18 protein-coding genes and 1 tRNA gene are annotated in these 24,246 nt (G+C 64.1%); 10 read left to right on the forward strand and 9 right to left on the reverse strand.

Annotated features, from left to right (window positions below):
* Positions 1 to 24: 24 nt before the first annotated feature.
* On the forward strand, positions 25 to 579 hold the full coding sequence (locus CR152_RS24815; RefSeq protein WP_157778721.1) for a TetR/AcrR family transcriptional regulator: 555 nt from the start codon (positions 25 to 27) through the stop codon (positions 577 to 579).
* A gap of 112 nt (positions 580 to 691) precedes the next feature.
* Complete coding sequence (locus CR152_RS24820; protein ID WP_229413572.1) at positions 692 to 2,035, forward strand: glycosyltransferase; 1,344 nt, start codon at positions 692 to 694, stop codon at positions 2,033 to 2,035.
* A gap of 221 nt (positions 2,036 to 2,256) precedes the next feature.
* Here CR152_RS24820 and CR152_RS24825 read toward each other — a convergent pair.
* The 4 genes from CR152_RS24825 to CR152_RS24840 form a co-directional block, all read right to left on the reverse strand.
* Positions 2,257 to 2,331 (reverse strand) — tRNA-Val (locus tag CR152_RS24825).
* Between the two features lie 37 nt (positions 2,332 to 2,368).
* Entirely contained in the window at positions 2,369 to 3,073 is a 705-nt protein-coding gene (gene dnaQ / locus CR152_RS24830) for a DNA polymerase III subunit epsilon (protein WP_099879443.1), read from the reverse strand.
* A gap of 70 nt (positions 3,074 to 3,143) precedes the next feature.
* Positions 3,144 to 3,581 carry a ribonuclease HI gene (gene rnhA / locus CR152_RS24835; RefSeq protein ID WP_099879445.1) on the reverse strand — a complete coding sequence of 146 codons (438 nt, stop codon included), beginning with the start codon at positions 3,579 to 3,581 and terminating at the stop codon, positions 3,144 to 3,146.
* Positions 3,582 to 3,607: 26 nt separating this feature from the next.
* The gene (locus CR152_RS24840) at positions 3,608 to 4,381 is read right to left on the reverse strand and encodes a class I SAM-dependent methyltransferase (protein WP_099879446.1); all 774 of its coding nucleotides are present in this window, start codon (positions 4,379 to 4,381) and stop codon (positions 3,608 to 3,610) included.
* Between the two features lie 27 nt (positions 4,382 to 4,408).
* Here CR152_RS24840 and gloB point away from each other — a divergent pair, with 27 nt between their 5' ends.
* From gloB to CR152_RS24860, 4 genes are all read left to right on the forward strand, one after another.
* Positions 4,409 to 5,206 (forward strand): hydroxyacylglutathione hydrolase, encoded by a 798-nt coding sequence (gloB, locus tag CR152_RS24845; protein ID WP_099879448.1) that lies wholly within the window; start codon positions 4,409 to 4,411, stop codon positions 5,204 to 5,206.
* 151 nt (positions 5,207 to 5,357) lie between these two features.
* On the forward strand, positions 5,358 to 6,389 hold the full coding sequence (locus tag CR152_RS24850) for an ABC transporter substrate-binding protein (protein ID WP_229413573.1): 1,032 nt from the start codon (positions 5,358 to 5,360) through the stop codon (positions 6,387 to 6,389).
* Positions 6,390 to 6,520: 131 nt separating this feature from the next.
* Complete coding sequence (locus CR152_RS24855; RefSeq protein ID WP_099879450.1) at positions 6,521 to 7,642, forward strand: ABC transporter substrate binding protein; 1,122 nt, start codon at positions 6,521 to 6,523, stop codon at positions 7,640 to 7,642.
* A 4-nt stretch (positions 7,643 to 7,646) separates the two neighbouring features.
* Entirely contained in the window at positions 7,647 to 12,083 is a 4,437-nt protein-coding gene (locus CR152_RS24860; protein WP_099879452.1) for an EAL domain-containing protein, read from the forward strand.
* Positions 12,084 to 12,221: 138 nt separating this feature from the next.
* Here CR152_RS24860 and aceB read toward each other — a convergent pair whose 3' ends face one another.
* Complete coding sequence (aceB, locus tag CR152_RS24865; protein WP_099879454.1) at positions 12,222 to 13,811, reverse strand: malate synthase A; 1,590 nt, start codon at positions 13,809 to 13,811, stop codon at positions 12,222 to 12,224.
* A 163-nt stretch (positions 13,812 to 13,974) separates the two neighbouring features.
* On the opposite strand from aceB, the gene CR152_RS24870 reads away from it, so the two are divergent.
* Positions 13,975 to 14,877, forward strand: coding sequence for a LysR family transcriptional regulator (locus CR152_RS24870; RefSeq protein ID WP_099879456.1), 903 nt, complete (start codon positions 13,975 to 13,977; stop codon positions 14,875 to 14,877).
* Positions 14,878 to 14,978: 101 nt separating this feature from the next.
* Here the strand turns inward: CR152_RS24870 and CR152_RS24875 are convergent, their stop codons facing one another.
* The 4 genes from CR152_RS24875 to CR152_RS24890 all read right to left on the reverse strand — a co-directional run bounded on the left by CR152_RS24875 (position 14,979) and on the right by CR152_RS24890 (position 18,455).
* Entirely contained in the window at positions 14,979 to 15,182 is a 204-nt protein-coding gene (locus tag CR152_RS24875; RefSeq protein WP_010398811.1) for a cold-shock protein, read from the reverse strand.
* A 462-nt stretch (positions 15,183 to 15,644) separates the two neighbouring features.
* On the reverse strand, positions 15,645 to 16,016 hold the full coding sequence (locus CR152_RS24880; RefSeq protein WP_099879457.1) for an Hpt domain-containing protein: 372 nt from the start codon (positions 16,014 to 16,016) through the stop codon (positions 15,645 to 15,647).
* 10 nt (positions 16,017 to 16,026) lie between these two features.
* Positions 16,027 to 16,677 carry a uracil phosphoribosyltransferase gene (upp, locus tag CR152_RS24885; protein ID WP_054267939.1) on the reverse strand — a complete coding sequence of 217 codons (651 nt, stop codon included), beginning with the start codon at positions 16,675 to 16,677 and terminating at the stop codon, positions 16,027 to 16,029.
* Positions 16,678 to 16,775: 98 nt separating this feature from the next.
* Positions 16,776 to 18,455 carry an isovaleryl-CoA dehydrogenase gene (locus CR152_RS24890; protein WP_099879459.1) on the reverse strand — a complete coding sequence of 560 codons (1,680 nt, stop codon included), beginning with the start codon at positions 18,453 to 18,455 and terminating at the stop codon, positions 16,776 to 16,778.
* Positions 18,456 to 18,813: 358 nt separating this feature from the next.
* Between CR152_RS24890 and CR152_RS24895 the strand changes: the two genes are divergently transcribed.
* The 3 genes from CR152_RS24895 to CR152_RS33885 all read left to right on the forward strand — a co-directional run bounded on the left by CR152_RS24895 (position 18,814) and on the right by CR152_RS33885 (position 24,205).
* The gene (locus tag CR152_RS24895) at positions 18,814 to 20,538 is read left to right on the forward strand and encodes a putative bifunctional diguanylate cyclase/phosphodiesterase (protein ID WP_229413574.1); all 1,725 of its coding nucleotides are present in this window, start codon (positions 18,814 to 18,816) and stop codon (positions 20,536 to 20,538) included.
* Entirely contained in the window at positions 20,535 to 22,049 is a 1,515-nt protein-coding gene (locus CR152_RS24900; protein WP_229413576.1) for an HDOD domain-containing protein, read from the forward strand. The genes CR152_RS24895 and CR152_RS24900 overlap by 4 nt, the downstream gene beginning before the upstream one ends.
* 263 nt (positions 22,050 to 22,312) lie before the next feature.
* The gene (locus CR152_RS33885; protein WP_208640196.1) at positions 22,313 to 24,205 is read left to right on the forward strand and encodes a right-handed parallel beta-helix repeat-containing protein; all 1,893 of its coding nucleotides are present in this window, start codon (positions 22,313 to 22,315) and stop codon (positions 24,203 to 24,205) included.
* Positions 24,206 to 24,246 lie beyond the last annotated feature (41 nt).

The following is a 24,246-nucleotide window of genomic DNA, read 5'->3' on the forward strand; positions in this document are numbered from 1 at the left end:
ATCGTTCACTTTCGTGAGACCAATGTGAAAATCAGGCTGACGCGGGATTCCTGGCTGCAGGCGGGCTTCCATGCTCTGGACAAGTACGGCTACGAGGCGGTGTCGGCACAGGCCCTGGCGCGGCGTTTGAACGTGACCCGCGGTTCCTTCTACCATCACTTCGCGAGCAGGCAGGATTTCATCGCTCAGCTGCTGGGCCGCTGGGAGGTGGAGTACACGGTCGACGTGATCAGCGAGGCGCACAGCGCCGCCGATCCGCTGGCCATGCTGCAGCGCTACATTGCTGTGGTGGCGAAACTCAAGCCCGGACGTGAAGTTGCCATTCGTGCCTGGGCGGGCAAGGACAAGCGGGTGAACGAGCTGTTGCAGCGGGTGGACGGGCTACGGCTGGAGTTCGCGCGTGAATCCGCGCGCGCCCTGCTTCCCCCTTCCGCCAAGGGCGCCGATGTCGAAGCGCTTGCGCAGCTGGCATTCCTGGCACTGATCGGCCTGGTGCACACAGGCGGTCAAGGCGACGGGCGATTCCACCAGTTATTCGCCTACCTGACAGACTTTGGTACACGCTTGCGCAACGATTGACCTCGCAACAATAGCAAACGGCCGCCGCCGCTCGAGGGCAGTTCGCTTTCCGGTGAGTGACTGCCATCGGCCAACATCGGAATGCAGCGATCACCAAACAATAAGGGCAAAAATGGAAGCCGTGACAACCGAAAGCAATTCTGATTTGGCAGCAGTACGCACGACGGCGCACGGTATGTTCAATCAGTCCCAGAAACCGCTCGTCATCATTACCACCAGCGGAACAGCTGGCGACTTGCTTCCGTTCGTCAGGTTAGGCCAGTGCTTGCTTGAACGCGGACATCGCGTAATGATGCTCATACCAGGCTTCCATGATGCGACCGTCCAGGCATCAGGCCTTCCTTTTCAAACCTTCGGCACCCATGAGGAGTTTCAGGCCCAACTAAACGACCCCGACCTTTGGGATGAACGCAAGGGTTGGGGGGTGGTCTGGAAGGGATTGGTACCTCACCTCAATGCCATGTGCCAGCTCATTGAGCGGCTTCCAGCCGAGCAATCGTGCGTGGTGTTATGCCACCCAATTCTCGTTCCGATGGCTGCGCTTGCAAGGGCGGCTCGACCGGATTTGCGGATTGTTTGCCCATATCTGGCCCCGTCGAACCTGTGCAGCAGTCATGACATGCTCACAGCGGGGTCGTTGCGTATTCCATCCTGGATTCCGATCAGTTGGCGACAGGCGCTGTGGAGACTGATTCACAAGGGCTGGATCGATCCCCTCACCTTGCCGAGCCTTAACGCAGCACGAGGCCAACACAAGCTGCCACCAGTGCGGCATTTCTTCGAGCATATGCTGACAGTGCCTGATGCGTCGCTGGGCTTGTTCCCAAGCTGGTTCGCCACCGTTCAGCTTGATTGGCCTCAGCCTTTCACGGAAGGTGATTTTGTGAGTGCTCGCATAAGCAGCCCGGCCGCGTTGTCACCCGAACTGGAGCGATTTCTGTCCGATGGAACCGCACCGATTGTTTTCACTCCAGGGACAGGACACCAGCATGCTGCACGCTATTTTAATGTTGCAGCGAATGCATTGAAGCAGCTCGGGCGACGCGGACTCTTCATTACTCCACATGCGGCACAACTGCCTGATTCATTACCGTCTGACATCATGTGGCAACCCCATGCACCTTTCGATGCACTGCTGCCACGAGTGGCAGCAATTGTGCACCACGGTGGCATAGGGACCACTGCGGAGGCCTTTCGTGCAGGAATACCTCAACTCATTGTGCCATTTGCCTACGACCAGTTCGATAACGGTCTTCGTGCCAAGCGATTAGGTGTTGCTAAAGTCTTGCTTGCAAAGCGCCTGACGACCACCCGAATGCAAAAGCGACTCGCCTATTTACTCACATCGCGCGATGTAGCGCGGGCATGCAGCACTCTTGGAAAGAAATGCACGCCGAAACCGGGGTTGCCTTGGCTGTTAGATTGCATTGAAGAAGCGCTGTTCCAAACATCCTGAACCTGCGCGAACGCCTCGGCGTTATCAGGCGCAGAATGTGTGGGGCATGCAGGTAGCGCGAGCTCCGTGCCCGCCTGGATATAGTTGAGTTTGACCAGGTAGTTCTAGCGCTTACGAAAGGCGCAGGTTCCGCCATGACGGATAGTTTTCCGTAATGTTTCCGTGCCCAATAAAAAAGGGCCTGACGATTTTTCGCAAGCCCTTGATTTCATTAGTATTCTTGGTGGGAAGTGCAAGTTTCGAACTTGCGACCCCTGCAGTGTGAATGCAGTGCTCTACCCCTGAGCTAACCTCCCGAAGCGGGGCGTATTATGACATACGTTTCGCGAAACGTCACGCTTCTGCGTAATTTCTCCAAATACAGTTTCCCTTCACCGCCTTGTCCAGCCCGCCAAGCACGCTTTCATGCTCGGCCAGCTCGTCCGCGCTGGCGGCCAGCACGATCACCTCGGCCAGCGCCACCGCTTCCAGCATTCCGCCGCTGCCGGCCGACTCATCCTCCACATCCATCGACAGGCTGTTCTGCCCGCGCGTCATCGACAAATACACATCGGCCAGCAACTCGGCATCGAGGAGCGCGCCGTGCAGCTTGCGGTGCGCGTTCGACACGCCATAGCGGTCGCACAGTGCATCGAGCGAGTTGCGCTTACCGGGATGCATTTCCTTGGCGTTGACCAGGGTATCGATCACCCCGCTGCAATGCTCGGTAAACGTCGGCAGCCCGAGCAGCTTGAACTCGTTATTCAAAAACCCCAGATCGAACGGCGCGTTATGGATGATGACTTCGGCGCCCTGGATGTACTCGCGTAACTCCTGGGCAATCTCGGCGAATTTCGGCTTATCGCGCAAAAACTCCGTGGTCAGGCCGTGCACCGCCAGTGCGCCCTCTTCCGAATCGCGCTCCGGATTGATGTAACGGTGGAAGTTATTCCCCGTCAGCATACGGTTATGCAGTTCGACGCAGCCGACCTCGATGACACGGTCGCCCGTGCGGGGATTCAGGCCGGTGGTTTCGGTATCGAGGACAATTTGGCGCATGGTAATCTGGGTGATGAGTGAAACAAGGCGCGCAGTATAACAAACCAGGCGCGCGGCCAGCGACGTCCGCTCAGCGGCGGACGGTCTCGACCCCGCGGTTGGCGAGTACGTCGGCCCGCTCGTTGCCCGGATGGCCATTGTGGCCGCGCACCCATTTCCATTCCACCGCGTGCTGCGCCTGCGCCAGATCGAGCGCCTTCCACAAGTCTTCATTCTTGACCGGTTCTTTCGCCGCGGTTTTCCAGCCACGCGCCTTCCAGCCGTGGATCCATTCCGAAATGCCCTTCTGCACATACTGGCTGTCGGTATGCAGCACCACTTCGCACGGACGCGTGAGAATGCTCAGCGCCTCGATCACCGCGCGCAGCTCCATGCGGTTGTTGGTGGTATTGAGTTCGCCGCCACAGATTTCCTTCTCGTGGCCGTCGGCCACCAGCAAGGCACCCCAGCCGCCGGTGCCGGGATTGCCCTTGCACGCACCGTCGGTAAAAATCTCTACTTTGCTCATCCTGGCTTTCTCTGCTTTCGCTGTCTTTACTTCCGATTAGTGGCGGGCACCGCTTGCGGCGCCGTCGCCGATTTTTTATTCCAGGCAGGACCGATCATGGTCATGCCCTTGACGCGCTTGATCGCATGCACCATGTACACCGCGCCCAGATACGGCCACCAGCGCTGTCCGGCCGGCTCCATGAAGGCATAGCGCTCGATCCACTGCGCCGTACGGCAAGGCGGCGCATAGCAGCCGAAATGGCTGCGGCTCACGCCCAGATTGAGCAATTTTAACCAGTCTTTCATACGTGGCATAGAAATGAATTCACCCGCCACCGGCAAATAGGCAGAGCGCGTCACGCGTCTGAGCCCCTGGCGCAAGCCCCACAAACTGGCCGGATTGAAGCCGCAGATGATCAGCTGGCCCTCGGGAATGAGCACCCGCTCGACCTCGCGCAGCACCTGATGCGGCTCGGCCGCAAATTCGAGCACATGCGGCATGACCACCAGGTCCAGGCTTTGCGACGCGAACGGCAGCTCGGCGAAATCGAGCGCCACGGCAATCTGACGCTTGCCCGCGCCCAGCGCCACCTGCTCGTGCGACGAGGTGCGCATGGCCGCCTGCCACTTGTTCGGCATGCGGCTGGCGGCCAGCGCATCGATCTGCGGCAAGCCGATCTGCACCGCGTTGTAGCCGAAGATATCGGCCGTCAGCTCGTCGAGGCAAGCCTGTTCCCACGCGCGCACGTAAGCGCCTGCCGGCGTCTGCAGCCAGTCATCGAGCGCTATAATGGATTTTTCGGATGCCGCGCTATCCATGCCTACCCCTTTGCCGACACCTTCACTATGACGTATCCGACGCCCCGCCCCTTGAGCGTGCTCGCCGTCCCCGCGTTCAAGGACAATTACCTGTGGCTGATCCACGATGGCGTGCACGCCGCCGTGGTCGACCCCGGCGACGCCGCGCCCGTCATCGCGGCCCTGGCCGCGCATCATCTCACGCTCACCGCCATTTTACTCACCCATCATCATGCTGACCACATTGGCGGCGTACCGGGACTGCTCGCGCACGCGCAGGTCCCAGTGTACGGCCCGCGCGCCGAAAGCATCGCCACGGTCAGCGTGCCGCTCGGCGAGGGCGACCTGGTCGAGGTCCCCGGCCTGGGGCTGGCCCTGCGCGTACTGGAGGTACCCGGACACACCCTGGGCCACATCGCCTACCTGCGCGAGGGAACCGGCGAACACTGGCTGTTCTGCGGCGACACGCTGTTTGCCGGCGGCTGCGGGCGCCTGTTCGAAGGCACGCCCGGGCAGATGCGCGCGTCCCTCGCGCGTTTTCTCGCGCTGCCGGACGACACGGCCGTTTATTGCGCCCACGAATACACTCTGTCCAACCTGCGCTTCGCCGCCGCGGCCGAACCCGCCAACGCGCTGATCGCGCAGCGCATCGTGACGGAAACGGCCAAACGCGAGCGCGGCATCCCGACCGTGCCCTCGACCATCGGCCTGGAAAAAGCCACCAACCCTTTCCTGCGCGACCGCCACCCCGATATTGTCGCCAACCTGGTGGCCCTGGGAAAACTGGACCCGCGGACGCCGCAAGCCGCCTTTGCCGCCCTGCGCACCTGGAAAAACACGTTCTGATAAACATCAAACGTCTGTTAAATGCCACGCCAGCACAGTTGATGTAAAGACAGCACACTCAAGGCGCCAGAACTCGGCTAAGATATTCTACAAAGAAACAGTGTGAATAATCACATGCCGAGACGATACCCAAGCGCGGCCCACCAGCCCGATGCAGCGATGGCGCAACCGCGTCGTCGCGTCCATGGCCGGGCGCCGCGCCATCGATAAGCTTGCGCCGCCCGCTCCGGACAGGCGCGCGCTGCTGCTGCGCCTGTGCGCCGCGCTGGCCGCGCCGCACGCGCCACTGTACGCGCAGACCATCTTTACGAACGAGACTGCCGCGCCGGGTCCGGTCGCGGTGCTTTTTCCCGACCTCCCCGACCCCGTGCGCAAAGTGTTCACCGACATCATCGGCGGCATCGAAGAACAGTTGCACCAGCGCGTACAAGCATGGCCGCTCGCTCCCGCACACGACCCGGCCGACCTGGGCGCGGCGCTCAAACGTCAGGGCGTGCGCGTGGTCATCGCCCTCGGCCGCCAGGGCCTCAAGGCCGCCGAGACCCTCGACCCCGGGCTCGGTCTGGTGGTCAGCGGCATTTCCTCTTTGCCCGAGCGCGACAGGCACACCGGCATCTGCCTCAGTCCCGACCCGGCCCTGCTGTTTGCCCGCCTGCGCAGCCTGGCGCCAGGCGTGCGCCGCGTCATCGTCGTCTACAACCCGCAGCACAACGAGTGGCTGCTGCGGCTGGCGCGCGACGCGGCCCGCCTGCACGGCGTCGAACTGGCGCCGCTCGAAGCGCCCGACCTGGCCGGCGCCGCGCGCCTCTACCAGCGCGCCTTCGCCACCGCCGACAACCGGCGCGATGCCTTCTGGCTGCCCACCGACGCCACCACGGTCGACGAAACCACCATCCTGCCGCTGGTGCTGCGCGAAGCGTGGAACCGCGGCTTGCCGGTCTTTTCCAGCAGCTTCCTGCATGTGAGGAAAGGCGCCCTGTTCGCGCTCTACCCGAACAACATCGAACTTGGACGCAACCTTGGCAATCTTGCCACGGCCGTGATGGCGGGCGAGCCGCCGCGCGGCCTCTTGCCTCTGCGCGACGTGTACGCCGCCCTGAACCTGCGCACCGCCAGCCATCTGGGCATCGCGGCCGGCCCGACTGTGCAGCGCGGCTTTCAGTTCCTGTATCCGGAGCTCTGAGAGTGGTTTTTTGTTAGTTTTTCAAAATTCTTTCTTTCGGGCTACTTCAGTGACGTATACTGCAGCCTGGTGTGTGCCCACATGCGTGGCTGCTTACAAATTAACCGGACCACGCGTCCCCGCTGTACGCAATGACTACACTTCTTTTCAACGCTCGCCGACGGCCGCGCGCGCCGCGTGGCGCACCCGCGCTGCTGTTGCTGCTGCTGGCCGGACCGGCGCCGCGTGCCATCGCTAACGCCATCGCCGACGATCTGGCACCGGCCACGGCCCAGGCGCCTGGACTGCTGGAACGCTACGACAGCGGCGGGCAATACGGCATGCTGCCGATCACCGTCTCCCAGCTCGAAGACCAGTTGCGCAGCCCCGATCTGCAAGCGTCGGTCGGCAAGGGCGCCATCGCGGTGCTCTATCCGAACGTGTCGGAACCGTTTCGCGGTGCCTTCATCGGCATGATCCAGGGGATCGAAGAGCGCACCCGCGTGCGCGTGCGCAGCTATGCGGTCGATACGCGCTTCGACGCGGCCGACCTCAATGCGCAGCTCAAGCGCAACGGCACCCGTGTCGTCATCGCGCTCGGACGCCAGGGCCTGAACGTGGCCGCGGCGCTCGACAGCGATATCGAGGTGCTGGTGGGCGGCGCCCTGCTGCTGTCGGACGCCGAAATCGCCAACCTGAACGGCATCAGCCTCACCCCCGATCCGGCGCTACTGTTTGCGCGCCTGCGCGCGCTGCTGCCCGAGACCCGGCGCGTGATCGTGGTGTACGACCCCAAAAAAACCGAATGGCTGCTGCGCATCGCGCGCGAGGCGGCGCGCGGGCAGGGCCTGGAACTGGTGTCGCATGAAGCGCGCGACCTGGGCCAGGCCGCCCAGCTTTACGCCACCCTGTTCGGCAGCGCCGACAGCCGCCGCGACGCCGTCTGGCTCCCGCACGACACCACCACGGTCGAAGAAGGCACCCTGCTCCCGCTGATCCTCAAGCAAGCGTGGAACAGCGGCGTGCCTATCTTTTCCAGCAATGTGCTGCACGTGAAAAAAGGCGCGCTGTTCGCCATGAGTCCCAACAACGTGGAACTGGGCCGCTCGCTGGCCAGTTCCGCCGAAGGCGCCATCGCCGGGGAACGCAAGAAAGGCGTGCAGCCGCTGCGCGAACTGCACACCGCCATCAACCTGCGTACCGCCAGCCATATGGGCCTGAACATAGGCTACCAGCAGCAGCGTACCTTCGACCTTATTTATCCGGAGCCCTGAGTAGATGTTCCATGACTTCCTTCGCCGCACGGGGTTTCGCCGCCAACTGACAGTCATCGTCTCCGCCGCCATTCTTGGCCTGGCGCTGTTTTCCTCGCTGATGAATTCCTGGGAAGCGCGTACCCGCATGCGCGACTACTTCCTCGAACAGGGCGAGCGCATCGCCGAGAACCTGGCGCGCCAGAGTACCCTGGCACTGCTGTATCACTCGCCCGAAAACGCCCAGGACGTCGTCGCCACCACCCTCACCTTCCCCGATGTGCTCAGCGTGCAGATCAGCGACACGCGGCGCCAGGTGCTGCTCTCGAAAAGCCAGAGCGGCGCCGCGCCGGCCGGGCCGCTGGCGCCCGTGTCGCCCATACCCCAGGCGCGGCTGGCCGATGAAACCTCGCACGCCTGGCACTTCACCGCGCCGGTGTTCGGCGGCCAGGGACTGGCCTCGCCGTTCGACCTGCAAGAGCCGCCCAAACAGCTGCTCGGCCACGTCCATGTGGCCATCGCCAAGGATACGCTGACCCGCCTCACGCTGTCGCTACTGGTGGGTAACATGGTCGTCACGCTGTCGTTTGCCGCCATCCTGCTGGCCATCGTGCGCCTGCTCACGCGCCATATGATCAACCCGCTCCATGCGCTCTCGCGCCTGATGCAGCGTGCCGAAGCGGGCGAATCGGGCATGCGCGCCGCCCCGGCCGGCCCACGCGACCTGATCGACATGGCGCTCGCCTTCAACAAGATGATGAACGTGCTCGAACAGCGCGAAGCGGAACTGAAGGACTCGCGCGATGCCGCCGTCAGCATGGCGCTGGTCAAGGCGCAGTTTGCCGCCACCGTCAGCCATGAAGTGCGCACCCCGCTCAATGGCGTGGTCGGCATGCTCGACATGCTCAAGGAAATGAACCTGAACAAGCGCCAGGCCGAATGCGTGGACGTGGCCTGGAATTCCTCGCGCACCCTGATCGAACTGATTAACAATATCCTCGACTTCTCCAAAATGGAAGCGGGCAAGCTCTCGCTCGAAGAAGTCGATTTCGACCTGCGCAAGCTGCTCGAGGAAGTCATCGAACTGGTCGCCAAACAGGCGCAGGTGCGCGATGTCGAACTGGGCTACCTGCTCGGCGCGGGCGTGCCGCAATGCGTCAACGGCGACTCGCTGCGCCTGCGCCAGGTGCTCATCAACCTGCTCGGCAACGCCGTCAAATTCACCGAGCATGGCGAAGTGGCGGTCAGTATCGCGCTGGCCGATGGGCCCGGGTACGGACTGCGCTTCGAGGTGCGCGACACCGGTATCGGCATGAGCGCCGACCAGCAGCAGCACCTGTTCCAGTCCTTCGCCCAGGCCGACCCGTCGACCACCCGCAAATACGGCGGCACCGGCCTTGGCCTGGCCATCTGCAAGCAGCTGGTCGAACTGATGGGAGGCGCCATCACGGTCGACAGCGCGCTCGGCGAAGGTACCGCCTTTACCTTCAACATCGTCTGCAAGGCCGCGCTGCAGGAGCCGCCGGAACCGGCCCACACGGAGTTGGCCGGCCTGCGCACGATCGTGGTCGACGACAGCCAGATCGTGCGCAGCTTCGTGGCCCAGACCATGCAGCGCCACGGCATCGACTGCCACGTCACGCGCTGGGGCGGCGAAGCGCTGCTGCAGCTGAAGGTCGGCGCCATGGAGGCGCGTCCGTACGCGATCGTCATGATGGACATCGGCGCCCTGGACGATGACGGCAACGACCTGGCGGGACGAATCGCCGCCGACTCGCCCGGCACGCTGGTGCTGATCCTCGACCGCTTCGGCACGCCCTCGGGCGGCACCCTGGTCGACGGCCATCCCTCGCTCGGCAAGCCGCTGCGCGAAGACCGCCTGCTGCAGGCGCTCAAGGACTTGCTGGCCGGCGCCAGGGCGCCCGCGCTGGCCATGGCCAGCCAGCTGGCGGCGCCGCCGCGCACCTCGTTCCGCATCCTGGTGGCCGAAGACAACCGCACCAACCAGATGGTCGCCGCCGGCATGCTCGCCATGAACGGCTGCGCCTGCGAATTTGCCGCCAACGGGCGCGAAGCGCTGGAAGCGGCCCGCAATGGCAGCTTCGACCTGATCCTGATGGATTGCAGCATGCCGGAGATGGATGGCTACGAAGCGACCGCGCATATTCGCGCCTTCGAACAAGGCAGCGGCCGGCGCACGCCGCTGGTCGCCATGACCGCCAACACCCAGCGCGGCGACGCCGAAAAGTGTCTCGCCGCCGGCATGGACGATTACCTCGCCAAGCCGATCACCCTGTTCGAGCTGCGCCAGAAGCTCGATCGCTGGCTGCCGCGCGGCGATGCGTCGCCCGGTGAAGAACCGCGCAGCGCGCCCGCGCCGGGCGAACACGCCGGCGACAGCGAGAGCCCGATCGACCAGGCCATCTTCGTCAAACTGCGCGAGATCATGGGAGCATCGCTGGCCCAGGCCATCAGCCCCTTCCTCGAAGACACGCCGCAATACCTGCTCGACCTGGAGGCGGCGGCGCACCGCGGCGACTGCGACACCGCGCGCGCCAAGGCGCATGCGATCAAAGGGTCCTCCGGCAATCTGGGCGCCACCCACCTGGCGCAACTGGCCAAGGAAGCCGAAGACCATGGCATCGCCGGCCGCCCCGAACTGATCGTGCCGCTGCTGCCACGCCTGCGCGTGGCCTACAACGCGGTGGCCAGCGCGCTCGCGCTCGAAGTGACCGGCGACGACAGCGCCGGCCAGGGTAGCGGCGACGACGTGCCGCAAGTGCTCATCGTCGACGACGACCGCAGCACCCGCAGCACCTTGCGCTACACCTTGCAGCGCGACGGCTTCAAGGTCGAAGAAGCGGCCGACGGCGCCCAGGCCCTGACGATGCTCAAGCGCTTCCAGCCCGACGTGGTGCTGATGGACGCGGTCATGCCCGTGATGGACGGCTTCACCGCCTGCGCGCGCATGCAGGAACTGCCCGGCGGCAGCAGCATTCCGGTGCTGATGATCACCGCGCTGGAAGACAATTCCTCGGTCGAGCGGGCCTTCGCGGCCGGCGCCAGCGACTATATTCCGAAGCCGATTCACTACGCGGTGCTGTCGCAGCGCGTGCGCCGCATCATCGAAGCGAACCGCGCCGAGAAGCGCATCCGCCACCTGGCGTTCAACGACTTGCTGACCGGGCTGCCGAACCGCACCCTGTTCTTCGACCTGCTCGGCCAAGCGGTCGACCAGGCGCGCGTGAACAAGACCTCGCTGGCGGTGCTGTTCCTGGACCTGGACCGCTTCAAGTACGTCAACGACAACCTCGGGCACGACATCGGCGACCGCCTGCTGGTGGCGGTGGCGCAGCGCGTGCGGCGCGCGGTGCGCAGCATTGACATGGTGGCGCGGTTAGGCGGCGACGAATTCACGATCGTCCTGGGCGACGTTGACGGACCGGCGCCGGCGGCCGCTGCGGCGCAGACCATCTGCCGCGTGCTGGCAGCGCCGTTCCAGATCGACGGCCACGATATTTTTGTCACCAGCAGCGTCGGCATCGCCATGTATCCGTTCGACGGACTCGATGTCCCGACCCTGGTCAAGCGTGCCGACAGCGCCATGTACCGCGCCAAGAAGACCAATACCGGCTTCCAGTTCTACGAAGCGTCGATGGAACAGGCCATTTCGGAGCATGTGCGCCTGGAGAGCGACTTGCGGCGCGCGCTGGAGCGCAACGAGCTTGAAGTGTTTTACCAGCCGCAGGCCCGCTTCGACAACCAGCGCATCGTCGGCATGGAAGCGCTGGTGCGCTGGAAGCACCCGACCCGCGGCATGGTGCCGCCGGTCGAATTCATCCCGCTGGCGGAAGAAACTGGGTTGATCAATCCGCTGGGCGAGTTCGTGCTGCGCACGGCGTGCGCGCAGCTCAAGGCCTGGATCGACCAGGGCTTGCCGCCGATGCGGGTGGCGGTCAACCTGTCGGTGCGCCAGCTGCTGCAAAAGAATTTCGCCGACACGGTGGAAGCGGTGCTGCTTGCCTCGGGCTTAGCGCCGGACCTGCTGGAGCTGGAGATCACCGAGAGCACCCTGATGGAACACGCGCAGGATACGCTCAAGGCCCTGCACCGCCTTCGCGCTCTGGGAGTGCGGCTGTCGATCGACGATTTCGGCACGGGTTATTCATCGCTGTCGTATCTGAAGCGCTTCCCGGTCGACATCATCAAGATCGACCGTTCGTTCGTGGCCGACGTGCCGCACGACGCCGACGACGCGGCTATCATCGCGGGCATCATCGCGCTGGCGCACAGCCTGAGGCTGGAAGTGGTGGCCGAAGGGGTGGAGACGGAAGCGCAGCTCGACTACCTGCGCGCGCAGCGTTGCGATCTGCTGCAAGGGTGGTACCTGGCGCCGGCGATGCCGGCGGAGCAGTTTGCGGAGTTGATCATCAAGCGCGAAGCGATGGCGCTGCGGGCTTGACTCACGTCGTTCCCGCCGCCCACCGTCGTTGCCGCCGCCCCCTCCGACGTTCCCGCGCAGGCGGGAACCCAAGTTCGTAGCGTAGTCCCTAGCGGCTCAAAAAAACTTGGGTTCCCGCCTGCGCGGGACTGACGGCTCTTAGATCTCTTCGTACAGCGGCAACGTCAAAAACTCCGCAAACGATTCCGACGTCGACATCTCTTCAAAAATCACCGCCGCGCGCACATAGGTCGGGTTGTCGCCATTCGGCGCGACTTCCTTCACCTTGGCCAGCTCCTCCGGAATCATCGCGCGCACCATGTCGGCGGTGACCTTGCGGCCATCATCGAGCACACCCTTGGTCGAACGAATCCACTGCCACACCTGCGAGCGGCTGATCTCCGCCGTCGCCGCGTCTTCCATCAGGTTATGAATCGGCACGCAGCCATTCCCGGCCAGCCAGCTGCCCAGGTAATGAATACCCACGTTGATGTTATAGCGCAGGCCCGCTTCCGTGATCGGCGCTTCCGGCTTGAAGTCCAGCAGTTCGGCCGCCGTCACCTCGATATCGGGACGCTGCTTGTCGATCTGGTTTGGTTTGTCGCCCAGGACCTTCTTGAATTCGCCCATCGCCAGTTCCACCAGGCCCGGATGCGCAACCCAGCCGCCGTCGTAGCCGTCGGTCGCGTCGCGCGCCTTGTCGTTGCGCACGCCGCCCATGGCGATCTCGTTCTTCTCCGGATCGTTCTTGATCGGGATCAGCGCCGCCATGCCGCCGATCGCCGGTGCGCCGCGCTTGTGGCAGGTTTTCAGCAGCAGCAAGGCATACGCGCGCATGAACGGCGACGTCATCGTCACTTTCGGACGGTCGGCCAGGCAGAAGTCCTTATCGAGCTTGAATTTTTTGATGCACGAGAAGATGTAATCCCAGCGGCCCGCATTCAGACCGGCGCTGTGTTCGCGCAGCTCGTACAGGATTTCGTCCATCTCGAAGGCTGCCAGGATTGTTTCGATCAGCACGGTCGCCTTGATGGTACCCTGCGGCAGGCCGAGTTCCTGCTGCGTCATGACGAAAATATCGTTCCACAGGCGCGCTTCGAGGTGCGATTCCATCTTCGGCAGGTAGAAATATGGACCGGCGCCGCGCGCCAGCTGCTCTTTGGCGTTGTGGATCATGAACAGCGCGAAGTCGAAAATGCCCCCGGAGACGCGCTTGCCGTCGACCAGCACGTGCTTTTCATCGAGGTGCCAGCCGCGCGGACGCACGACCAGGGTCGCGATCTTGTCATTGAGCTTGTACACCTTGCCGTTCTGTTCGAGCGAAATCGTGCGGCGCACGGCGTCGCGCATATTGATCTGGCCCGTGATCTGGTTGTCCCAGTTCGGCGTGTTCGAGTCTTCGAAGTCGGTCATGTAGCTGTCGGCGCCCGAATTGAAGGCGTTGATGACCATCTTGCGCTCGACCGGACCGGTGATTTCGACGCGGCGGCATTCGAGTGCCGGCGGAATCGGTGCGATTTTCCAGTCGCCGGCGCGAATCTGCGCGGTTTCAGGCAAAAAGTCGGGACGCTCGCCGGCGTCGAGTCGCTTGGCGCGCGCCACGCGCGCAGCGAGCAGTTCCTGGCGGCGTGGCTCGAACGCGCGCGTCAGGCGCGCCACCAGGGCCAGCGCCTCGGAAGTCAAAATCTGCTCGTAGCCAGGCTTGATCTCGGCGGTGATTTCCATGCCGGCGGGGATGTTGATAGTCATGCGTGCTCCTGTAGAAGTAAAGAATGCAAAAAATCGTCTTCGGCCAGTATAGGCGACCGTTGGCGTTTCATCTGCCATCCAGTATATTCACTAACTGGTAGCTAAACGAGACAAAAAATACATTCATCTGTGCGTTTTTGTCACAGATAAAAGGGAGTAGCACGTGGGGCAGTTCCGCCAGATTTCCACTTTCGTCGAGGTTGTCGCGCGCGGCAGCCTGTCGGCGGCGGCGCGCGCCGAGGGCATCGCACCGGCCATGATCGGGCGCCGCCTCGACGCGCTCGAAGCGCGCCTGGGCGTCAAGCTCCTGCAGCGCACCACGCGCAAACTGGCGCTCACCGACGAAGGCGCGGCCTTTCTGGAGGACTGCCAGCGCATCCTGGGCGAACTCGAAGTAGCCGAATCGGCCGTCGCCGAACGCAGCGCGCGCGCCAGCGGCCACCTGCTGGTGTCGGCGCCGGCCGGCTTCGGGCGCCAGCACGTCGCGCCCCTGCTGCCCTCGTTCCTGGCCGAGCACCAGGATGTCACGGTCAACCTCAATCTGAACGACAGGGTAGTCGATGTGGTCGGCGAAGGGGTGGATGTGGCGATCCGCATCGCCAGCCTGTCCGATTCGAGCCTGATCGGCGTCAAGCTGGCCGACAACCAGCGCGTGCTGGTGGCCTCCCCCGCCTACCTGAAACGCCACGGCATCCCGGAAACGCTGGCCGACCTGGCGCGCCACAACTGCCTGGCGATCAGCAGCGAAGGCAGCCAGCGTGGCTGGACCTTCCGCGACAACGGCAAGCTGGTGACCCTGAAAGTGGCGGGGAACATGGTCTGCAACGACGGCGAAGTGCTGCACGACTGGGCACTGGCCGGCAAAGGCCTGGCGTGGCGCTCGATGTGGGAAGTGGGAACGGAGATCGAAGCGGGCACTTTGTGCACGGTACTGGACCGCTTTGCGGCGCCCGGCAACGACATTTACGCAGTGTTCGCGCAGCGCCGCCACCTGCCCTTGCGCATCCGCGCCTTCGTGGACTTCCTGCGCCGCACCTACGCGCAGCCCGATTACTGGCGCGCCTAGGCACCCCCAGGAACGCCATCGGCCCGCGCGAGGCGGGCCGACGAAAAGCCAGACAAAAAAAATCCCCGGAAACCGAGGATTTTTTGTCGTTGACTCAGCGATTAGATTGGCTGAATGTTCGAAGCTTGCTTGCCTTTAGGGCCAGCGGTTACTTCGAAAGAGACGCGTTGGTTCTCTTGCAAAGATTTGAAGCCGTTCGACTGAATCGCCGAGAAGTGAGCGAACAGATCTTCGCCGCCTTCATCAGGAGTGATAAAGCCAAAACCCTTCGAATCATTGAACCATTTTACGATGCCAGTTGCCATTACAATTTCCTATTTCAGTTAAGTTGGGCTTACGCCCGTTTTAGATCGTTTGACGAAGCAAGAAAGAAATGACAGACAGACTGCACAACTACCTCGAATCACAACGATCCCGCATTATACCGAATAAAACACAAAAAACACGTCCCCTGCAAAATAAACTTCCGGAAGCCGTAAAAATTCAGAATATCAACTTTTACAGCACCGGATTTGCAGCGGCAGTACGACGAATATAGAACATCGACACTGCCGAAGTTTGCGTTAGATCAAACGATACGCCCACTTGACCTTGCATGCGCGCACAATTGGTAAAAAAGTACGTGCGCTGTCGTTTTCTTGCGGTTTCAGGGGAATGTCGACAAGCGGTAGCTATGCGGGCCAGTGCCGTCGCCAAACGCAGCCGGACGCCGCCATAGTGGCATCGCAGCGCAACAGCGCCGCGTGGCACCTTGCCGGTGTTCGCCTTTACTCGGGCTGGCCCGGGTAAACAGACGCCTTGGGGTCAAGGCGCGCCCACGCGATGTATTCGTCGAGCGCGTGCAGCCAGTCGTTCCAGTCCTTGGGCGCGATCAGCTCGAAGGCCATCAGCACGCGCAGGCGCTGCTCCAGCTGGCGCGCCTGCGCGCCGAACGCGCGGAACCCGAACGTCGCCGCCGAGCCGGCGATGGTATGCAGGCTCTGATGCAGCTCCTTGACCAGGGCCGCATCGGCGGCGGCCGGGTCGAACCTGGCGCGCAGCTCCTCCAGGCGCGCCAGCGTGGCCGGCACGCTGGCCGCGAACTTCTCGTTGAGTGCGTGCAGGCGTGCGAAGAACTCCTGGTCGATCAGCGTGGCCATCGCGCGCGGCTTACTTGGTGCCGAAGATACGGTCGCCCGCGTCGCCCAGGCCCGGCACGATGTAGGCATGCTCGTTCAGGTGCGAATCGAGCGAAGCCACATACAGCTTCACGTTCGGATGCGCGTCCTGCACCACCTGCACGCCTTCCGGCGCGGCCACCAGGGCCAGGAAGATGATCTGTTCGTCGGTCACGCCGCGCTTTTTCAGCACGTCGATCGCGTGCACCGCCGAATTGCCGGTGGCAACCATCGGGTCGCACAGGATGAAAATGCGGTCCGTGGTGTCGGGCAGGCGCACTAGGTACTCGACCGGCTTGTGCGTTTCCGGGTCGCGGAACACGCCCACATGGCCCACGCGCGCCGACGGCACCAGTTCCAGCAGGCCGTCGCTCATGCCGATACCGGCGCGCAGGATCGGCACGATCGCCAGTTTTTTACCGGCGATGACGGGCGCGTCGATGGTTACCAGCGGGGTTTCGATCTGGCGCGTGGTCAGTGGCAGGTCGCGCGTGATTTCGTAACCCATCAGCAGCGTGATTTCCTTGAGCAGCTCGCGGAACGTGCGCGTGGACGTGTCGCGTTCGCGCATGTGACTGAGCTTGTGCTGGATCAGCGGGTGGTTGAGGATGAACAGGTTGGGAAAGCGTGGATCTTGTTTCATGGAGTTCGATTCAGTTATCGTTGTTGTGGCTTGTACCCGTATTATCCCGCAAACCGAGCGCTTGTCCGCATTTCGCGGGAATATTCTCGGGTCAGGTGTCAGGCCGGCAGTGCGCGCGCCAGGATCGCCGCGCAATCGACGCCTTGCGGCAGGCGCCCGAAAGCCCCGCCCACATCGACCGCCACGCGCGAGGCGATGAAGGCCTCGCTCACAAAAACCGGCGCGTGGCGCAGCAGCAGCGCGGCCTGCACCGCGATCACGATGCGCTCGGCCAGCCGGCGCCCACCGTATTCGTCGCCCTGGGCGCCATCGAGGTCGGCCAGCAGGCGTTCGGCGCACGCGTTGAATGCCGCGTTGCCGCTGCCGGCCAGCGCCAGCTCCCCCGCCAGCGCCTCGCGCGCCGCCGGCGTCTTGCCGAAGGCGCGCAGCAGGTCCAGGCACATCACGTTGCCGGAGCCTTCCCAGATCGAATTGACGGGAAATTCGCGGTACAGGCGCGCCAGCGGACCGTCTTCCACGTAGCCGTTGCCGCCCATGACTTCCATCGCCTCGGCGCCGAATGCCGGGCCGCGCTTGCACAGCCAGTATTTGCCGGCCGGGGTCAGGATGCGGCCCAGCAGCGCTTCGGCCGGATCGGCGGCGTTGTCGAAACAGCGCGCCAGGCGCAGCGCGAACGCGGTGGCCGCTTCCGATTCGAGCGCCAGATCGGCCAGCACGTTCTGCATCAGCGGCTGCCCGGCCAGCGGGCGTCCGAAGGCGGCGCGTTCGCGCGCGTGATGCAGCGCGTGCGTGAGAGCCGCGCGCATGATGCCGGCGCTGCCGATCACGCAATCGAGCCGGGTGTGCCCGCCCATTTCCAGAATCCTCGCAATGCCGCGTCCCACCTTCCCCACCGGCCAGCCCACGGCGTCGCAGAATTCGACTTCGGACGAGGCATTCGAGCGGTTGCCCAGCTTGTCCTTGAGGCGCTGCACCCGGATCGCATTGCGGCTGCCGTCGGGCAGGTAGCGCGGGACAAAGAAGCAGGTCAGGCCGGCGCTGCCCGCATCGTCGGTCTGGGCCAGGATCAGGTGGGCGTCCGACTGCGGCGCCGAAAAGAACCATTTGTGGCCGACGATGCGCCAGGCATCCACGCCCTCCTCCCCGAAACGCGCGCGCGCCTCGCCCGCATCGAGCATGGTGGCGCGGGTGGTATTGGCACGCACGTCGGTGCCGCCCTGCTTTTCGGTCATGCCCATGCCGATCAGGGCGCCGCTCTTTTGTTCGATCGGCAGCGAGCGCGGATCGTACTGGCGCGACAGGATCTTGGGCAGCCATTTGGCGCCGATGGCGCCGGCCTGGCGCAGCGCCGGCACCGAGGCGTAGGTCATCGTGACCGGGCACTGGGCGCCGTTTTCGACCTGCCCGAACAGCATATACTGGGCCGCGCGCGCCACCTGCGCACCGGGCCGCGCCGCCTCCCACGGCGTGGCGTGCACGCCGGCCCCGATCATCAGTGCCATCAACTGGTGCCAGGACGGATGGAACTCGACTTCATCGATCCTGCGCCCGCTACGGTCAACATTATGCAGCACGGGTTTATTCACATTGGCCTGGCGCGCCAGGTCGAGCACCTCGGCCCGCCCCAGCTGTGCGCCCAGCGCGTGCAGGGTGTCGCCCGCCCACCCCGCTCCTTCGCGCGCGACCGCTTCCTGCAGCGCCGGATCGCAGCCGTACAGGTTAATATTTTCGAATGCGCTTGCCTGATTGAAAATTTCGTGGGTATCGTAGGGGTTCATGGTCTGGACGGGTGCGGACCCCGAAAATATTGCGCAAAAGCAGCATCATCCAAGTGCGCGCACCCCCGAAAAGCGCAGGGTGAGCGACAATAGCAATCCGGGCCGGAAAAACGGCGGCATGTCGCGCTACAGCCTAGCCCAAAGGCGAAAACGGGGCAAGAGTTGCTTTCCCGCCCGTCTGGCGCACTGGAATTTGCGTTCGCTCAAGCAACATTAAATGACACACCGCACCGGCGATTTTTGATGCATCCTAGAATCGTTCCGTGCCACATTGGATAGCGATTTGCTAAACTAGACCAGGCCGGCCGGGCACCCGGCCACCTGCGGCAAGCCACACTACGAAGGTAACGATTTCACAATGCGCTCCAGTGCCCCATCAGTTCTCCACGGCGATACGGCCACCGAGCTTGACCAGTTCATGGAAGCGGCGGGCGACATCGTGTTCCGGCTCGACGCGGCGGGCCGGATCGTCTCGGCCAGCGAGCGCACCCGGTCCCTGTTCGCGCTCCAGGGCGCCGATGCCACGCTGGTGGCGCTGGCGCCGGAAGCCGACCGGGCCGCGCTGCGCGCCGCATTGCTCGATGCCGGCGCCGCCGCCCAGCCCACCCGGCTCGACGTGCGCCTGCACACCGGCAGCAAGGATGTCTGGTTCGACCTGCGCCTGGGCCGCCTGCAACGTTCCGGCGACGCCGCACTGCTGGTGGTCGGGCGCGATATCTCGGCCCAGCGCGACACCGAGGAACGCCTGCGCCACCTGGCCACCCACGACTCCCTGACCGAACTGCCCAACCGCCTGCTGCTGTCGGACCGGATCCGCATGGTGATCGCCCACGCGCGCCGCTCGGGCCAGAATTTTTCGGTCGCCACCATCGGCCTCGATGGCTTCAAGAAGGTCAACGATGGCCTGGGCCACCCGGTCGGCGACGCCGTGCTGCGCATCGCCGCGGCGCGCCTGCGCACGACCCTGCGCGACAGCGACACCCTGGCGCGCATCGGCGGCGACGAGTTTGTCGCGGTCCTGCCGGGCACCTGCACCGAGGCCCAGATCAAGCTGGTCACCGGGCGCCTGCTGGCCACCCTGCAGGCGCCGTTCGAGGTCGACAAGCACACCATCTACATCGGCGCCTCGATCGGCCTGGCGCTGTTTCCCGAGCACGCCGAAGATGAAGTGCAGCTGGTCGCGCTGGCCGACGCCGCCATGTCGCGCGCCAAGGAAACCGGCAAGGCGCGCTGCCTGGTCTACAGCCCGCGCACAAGCAGCCCGCCGGAACACGACATTTCGCTCGAAGCAGCCATGTTCCACGCCGTGCGCGAAGGCGAATTCCTGCTCTACTACCAGCCGATCGTCGACGCCCCCACGCGCCGCATCCAGGGCTTCGAGACCCTGATGCGCTGGAAGCATCCAACCCTGGGCATGGTGCCGCCGGTGCGCTTCATCCCCATCGCCGAGACCAATGGCCTGATCAATCTGCTCGGCGCCTGGGCCCTGAAGGCGGCCTGCGTGCAGCTCAGGCAGTTCGAGGAAGTGGCCAAGCGATCGCTGTACATCTCGGTCAACATCAGTCCGCGCCAGTTTCGCAACGATAAATTCCTCGAGGTGCTGGACCATGCGCTCGCCTTTTCCGGCATGAGCGGCAGCCAGCTGGTCCTCGAAATCACCGAAGGAACCCTGATGATCGACCCCGTGCACGCAGAATCCATCCTCGTCAAGATGGCCGAGCGACAGGCGCGCATCGCCATCGACGATTTCGGCACCGGCTATTCCTCGCTGGCGTACCTGAAGCGCTTCCCGATCTCGGTGCTGAAAATCGACCGCGCCTTCGTCAAGGACTTGCCCGACGCGCCCAAGGATGGCGCGATCTGCAACGCGGTGCTCGACCTGGCCAAGCACCTGGGGCTGTCGGTGGTGGCCGAAGGCGTGGAAACCGAGGCGCAGCTCGATTACCTCGACCAGCGCGGCTGCCAGTACATCCAGGGCTACCTGACCGGCAAACCGATGCCGGCCCACGCGGCCATGGCCGCCCTCAGGGAAGACCTGTACGCGTCCCTGATGCCGCTCGAACCGCAGGCGGGGATACGATGATTGCCGGCGCACTGCTCCATCCCGCTCCGCCCGGCCCGGCCAGCGCCGACGCCACCCTGAACCAGTTGTGGGAACGGGTGCGCCGGCGCGGCGACATGCCCGGCTTCGCCAAAGCCATCAGTTCCATTCTCGGCGCCATGCGCGGCGAGGACGAGCATCAGTTCAGCATGACGCAAACCGTCCTGTCGGACCCGGTCCTGACCCAGAAGGTTCTGCGCCTGGCCAACAGCGGCATGTATTCGGCCTTCGGCCAGCGCATCAACACCGTCACCAAGGCGGTGCTGGTGCTCGGCACCGAAGCGATCGGCCACCTGGCGCTGGGCCTGAAGCTGATCGAGGAACTGACGCGCGCCTCGCCCGATTCGGCCATCGCCCACGTGGAGATGGAAAAAGCGGTGCTGGCCGGGATGGTGGCGCAGCAGGTCGCCGCCAGCGCCGCCGCGCGCGACTCCGAAGAAGCGGTGGTGTGCTCGATGCTGCACACGCTCGGTCGCATGATGATCACCTTTTACATGCCCGAACGCTGGACCGCGCTGCAGGCGGTCGGCGGCACCGGTGGCGAAGACGCCGCCGCGCCGCCGGTGCTCGGCCTGACGATGGAAGAAATCGGGCGCGCCGCCGCCGAACACTGGGGCTTGCCGAAAAATCTGATCAACGGCATGCGCCGGGTCGAGCCGGCCGAGCGCGGCGACGCGTTCACGCACGAAGACTGGCTGGCCGCGGTGTCGACCATGTCGTCGCAATGCGCCAGCTCCCTGTGGAACGACGACGAAGAGGGCGCCGCCAACGTGCGCGCGCTGGCCAGCAGTTTCTCGTCGATGCTGGGGGTCGAGCCGGACCATCTCATGAGCGCCATCGAAAAAGCCAAGGAGACGGCGGCGGCCGACCTGTCGATCGCGCCGCTGGCCAAGCCGGCCGAGAAGCGCGAAGCCGACATCGCCACGCGCCGCATGCGCGCCGAGGGCAACAAGGTGCTCCTGTCCGGCGTGTCCGACATGCGCGACGTCGTCGCCACGGCCAACCCGGGCCAGATGATGTCGATGGCGCTGGAGACGGTGTACCAGGGCCTGACCTTTTCGCGCGCCGTGGCCTTCCTGCGCAACCGCCGCGAGAACAAGTACATCGCCAAGATGGGACTGGGCGACGGCGTCAAGGACCTGATCGGCGGCCTCAGTTTTGACGACACCTACAGCGCCAACGTGTTCCATGCCTCGCTCGGCAGCGACCGCGTGATTTTTGTCGAAAACGCGCACGACACCAGGTTCGCGGCCAAGCTGCCGCAGTGGTGGAAGGATTCGCTGTCGGGCGGGCGCAGTTTCGTGATCCTGCCGCTGTCGTCGAATGGCCAGCCGGTCGGCTTTATCTACGGCGACTGGGACGACAGCTTCCCGGCCATCCACCTGAGCCAGACCGAATTCGCCTTGCTCAACGACCTGCGGGCGCTGATCGTCAAGACCGTGGTCCGCCGCCAGCAGGTGGAAACGGCCGCCGCGGCAGCCAAGCCACGCTGACCGCACGGGCCGGGAAACCGGCCCGCCTCACCTCGCACGCGCCGCTCGACGCCGTCGCAGCGCCGTCCGCGCGCAACAAAAAGTTGAAATAATCACAATCTGTAATCTATTTGTAATTGACTTATATGCATCATGGCATCCTCGCTGGCCTGGCTGGCGCGTCTCGCCGCAGCCCACCGCGAGCAGCTTGGGTACCGCTGGTTTTCGGCACAACCTGGCTGATTCCGTGCATGTCATTTCAATCACATAAGCAGAAAGATTTCATGAATAATTTAACATTCTCGCGATTGGCCCAGGTCGGGCTGATGATGGTGGCGGCGCCAGCCTTTTCGGCCACCGTCACGGTCAGCCTCAGCGGCGGCGTGGCGCCCTACCCCCTGGGTTCCTCGGTCTGGGCGACCGGCAAACTCGACGGCGTTGGCCGCTCCATGAAAATGTCGGTCAACGGCATCCCTGGCGGCAACGCGACCTACGGTTACATCAATTCGCAAAATGGCCACTACATCGCCCCATTGACCACGCCACCAAGCAACCCGGTGATCATTACCGCGACCATGGACACGGGCCTGTCCGGTTCCACGCCGCTGCTGCTGGCCGGTCCGGTGACGCCTACGCCTACACCAACTCCGACGCCGACTCCGACACCGACACCGACACCAACCCCGACTCCGACTCCGACTCCAACGCCGACTCCTACACCGACACCGCCCCCACCGTCCGCACTCGGCCTGGCGCCGTGCGAACACACCGGCCCCGGGCGCGACTTGCAGGTCGGCGACGGCAAGCAGTACAGCTCGCTCGAGATGGTGCCGTGGGAATCGCTTGCCGCTGGCGACACCGTGCGCATCTTTTACCGCGCCGCCCCCTACGCCGGCAAATTCATGGTGTCGGCCAAAGGCACGGCCCAGGCCCCGCTGCGCGTCTGCGGCGTGCGCGGCCCGAACGGCGAACGTCCCGTCATCGACGGCCATAACGCCCGCACCCGCGGCGCGCTGGCAGCCGGCTACGGCGGCACCTCGTCGCGCGAAATCCACGAGGGTCGCGCCATCATCCTGATCAAGCAGAAGGCAACCGACGCCTACACCGCGTTCCCGAGCCACATCCAGATCGATGGCCTGGCCGTGCGCCGCTCGCACCCGAACTACAGCTACTACAACTCGGCCGGCGCGCAAAAAACCTATCCGGAATTCGGCAGCTGCATCCGGGTCGAACGCGGCCAGCACATCATGATCGCCGACAACGATATCAGCGATTGCCAGCAAGCCCTGTATACCAAGTCCACCGACGAGGGCGACTTTGCGGTCAGCAAGCAGATCCGCATCGCCGGTAACCACATGTGGAACAACGGTATCGTCGGCAGCGATCGCCTGCATACCAGCTACACCGCCAGCGCGGGCATCGTGTTCGAGTTCAACCACTACGGTCCGGTGCGTGCCGGCGCAAGAGGCAACTCGATCAAGGACCGCTCGACCGGCACCGTGGTGCGCTACAACCGCATCGAAACGGGCGCGCGCGCCATCGACCTGGTTGAGGCGGAAGACTTCCCCGTCACCGCGACGCGCGATCCGGCTTACCGGTCGACCTTCGTCTACGGCAACGTGATCGTGAAAAACGGCGACCACGGCAGCTTCATCCACTACGGCGGCGACCACTTCTACAGCGCTGCGGGCAATACCTGGGGCGAGCCGATTTTCCGCAAAGGCACCTTGTACTTCTTCAATAACACCGTGCACATGACGGGCGCGAATGTGTCGATGTTCCAGTTGTCGACCACCGAAGAGACGGCCGAAGTGTGGAATAACGTGTTCGTGGCCGCGCCAAGCGTCACGGCCTTCAAGATGCGTTCGAATTCGGGCGTGGGTCCGGGCTGGACCGCGGGCGGCATCGTCAACCTCGGTAAGAACTGGGCGACGACGGGCTGGCGCGACGGCGCCGTGCCTGGCCAGCTCAATGGTCAGAGCAACATGATCTCCGGCAGCACGTCGCCGGTCGATGTGGCGAGCTCGATTCCACTGGCTGGCAGCGTGGTGGTCAACGCTGGCCAGCCACCGCACCGCAATGCGCTGGCGCATCCGGTACAGTGGCAGCTCAAGCCGGGCGCGATTCCACGTCCTGTCGTCGGTACGGCGATTGACCTGGGCGCCGTCGAAAGATAAGGCGTATCGGGACTGCGCTGCCTGGCGGTAGCAGGCAGCGC

Source organism: Massilia violaceinigra (assembly GCF_002752675.1).
Taxonomy (GTDB): Bacteria; Pseudomonadota; Gammaproteobacteria; order Burkholderiales; family Burkholderiaceae_D; genus Telluria_A; species Telluria_A violaceinigra.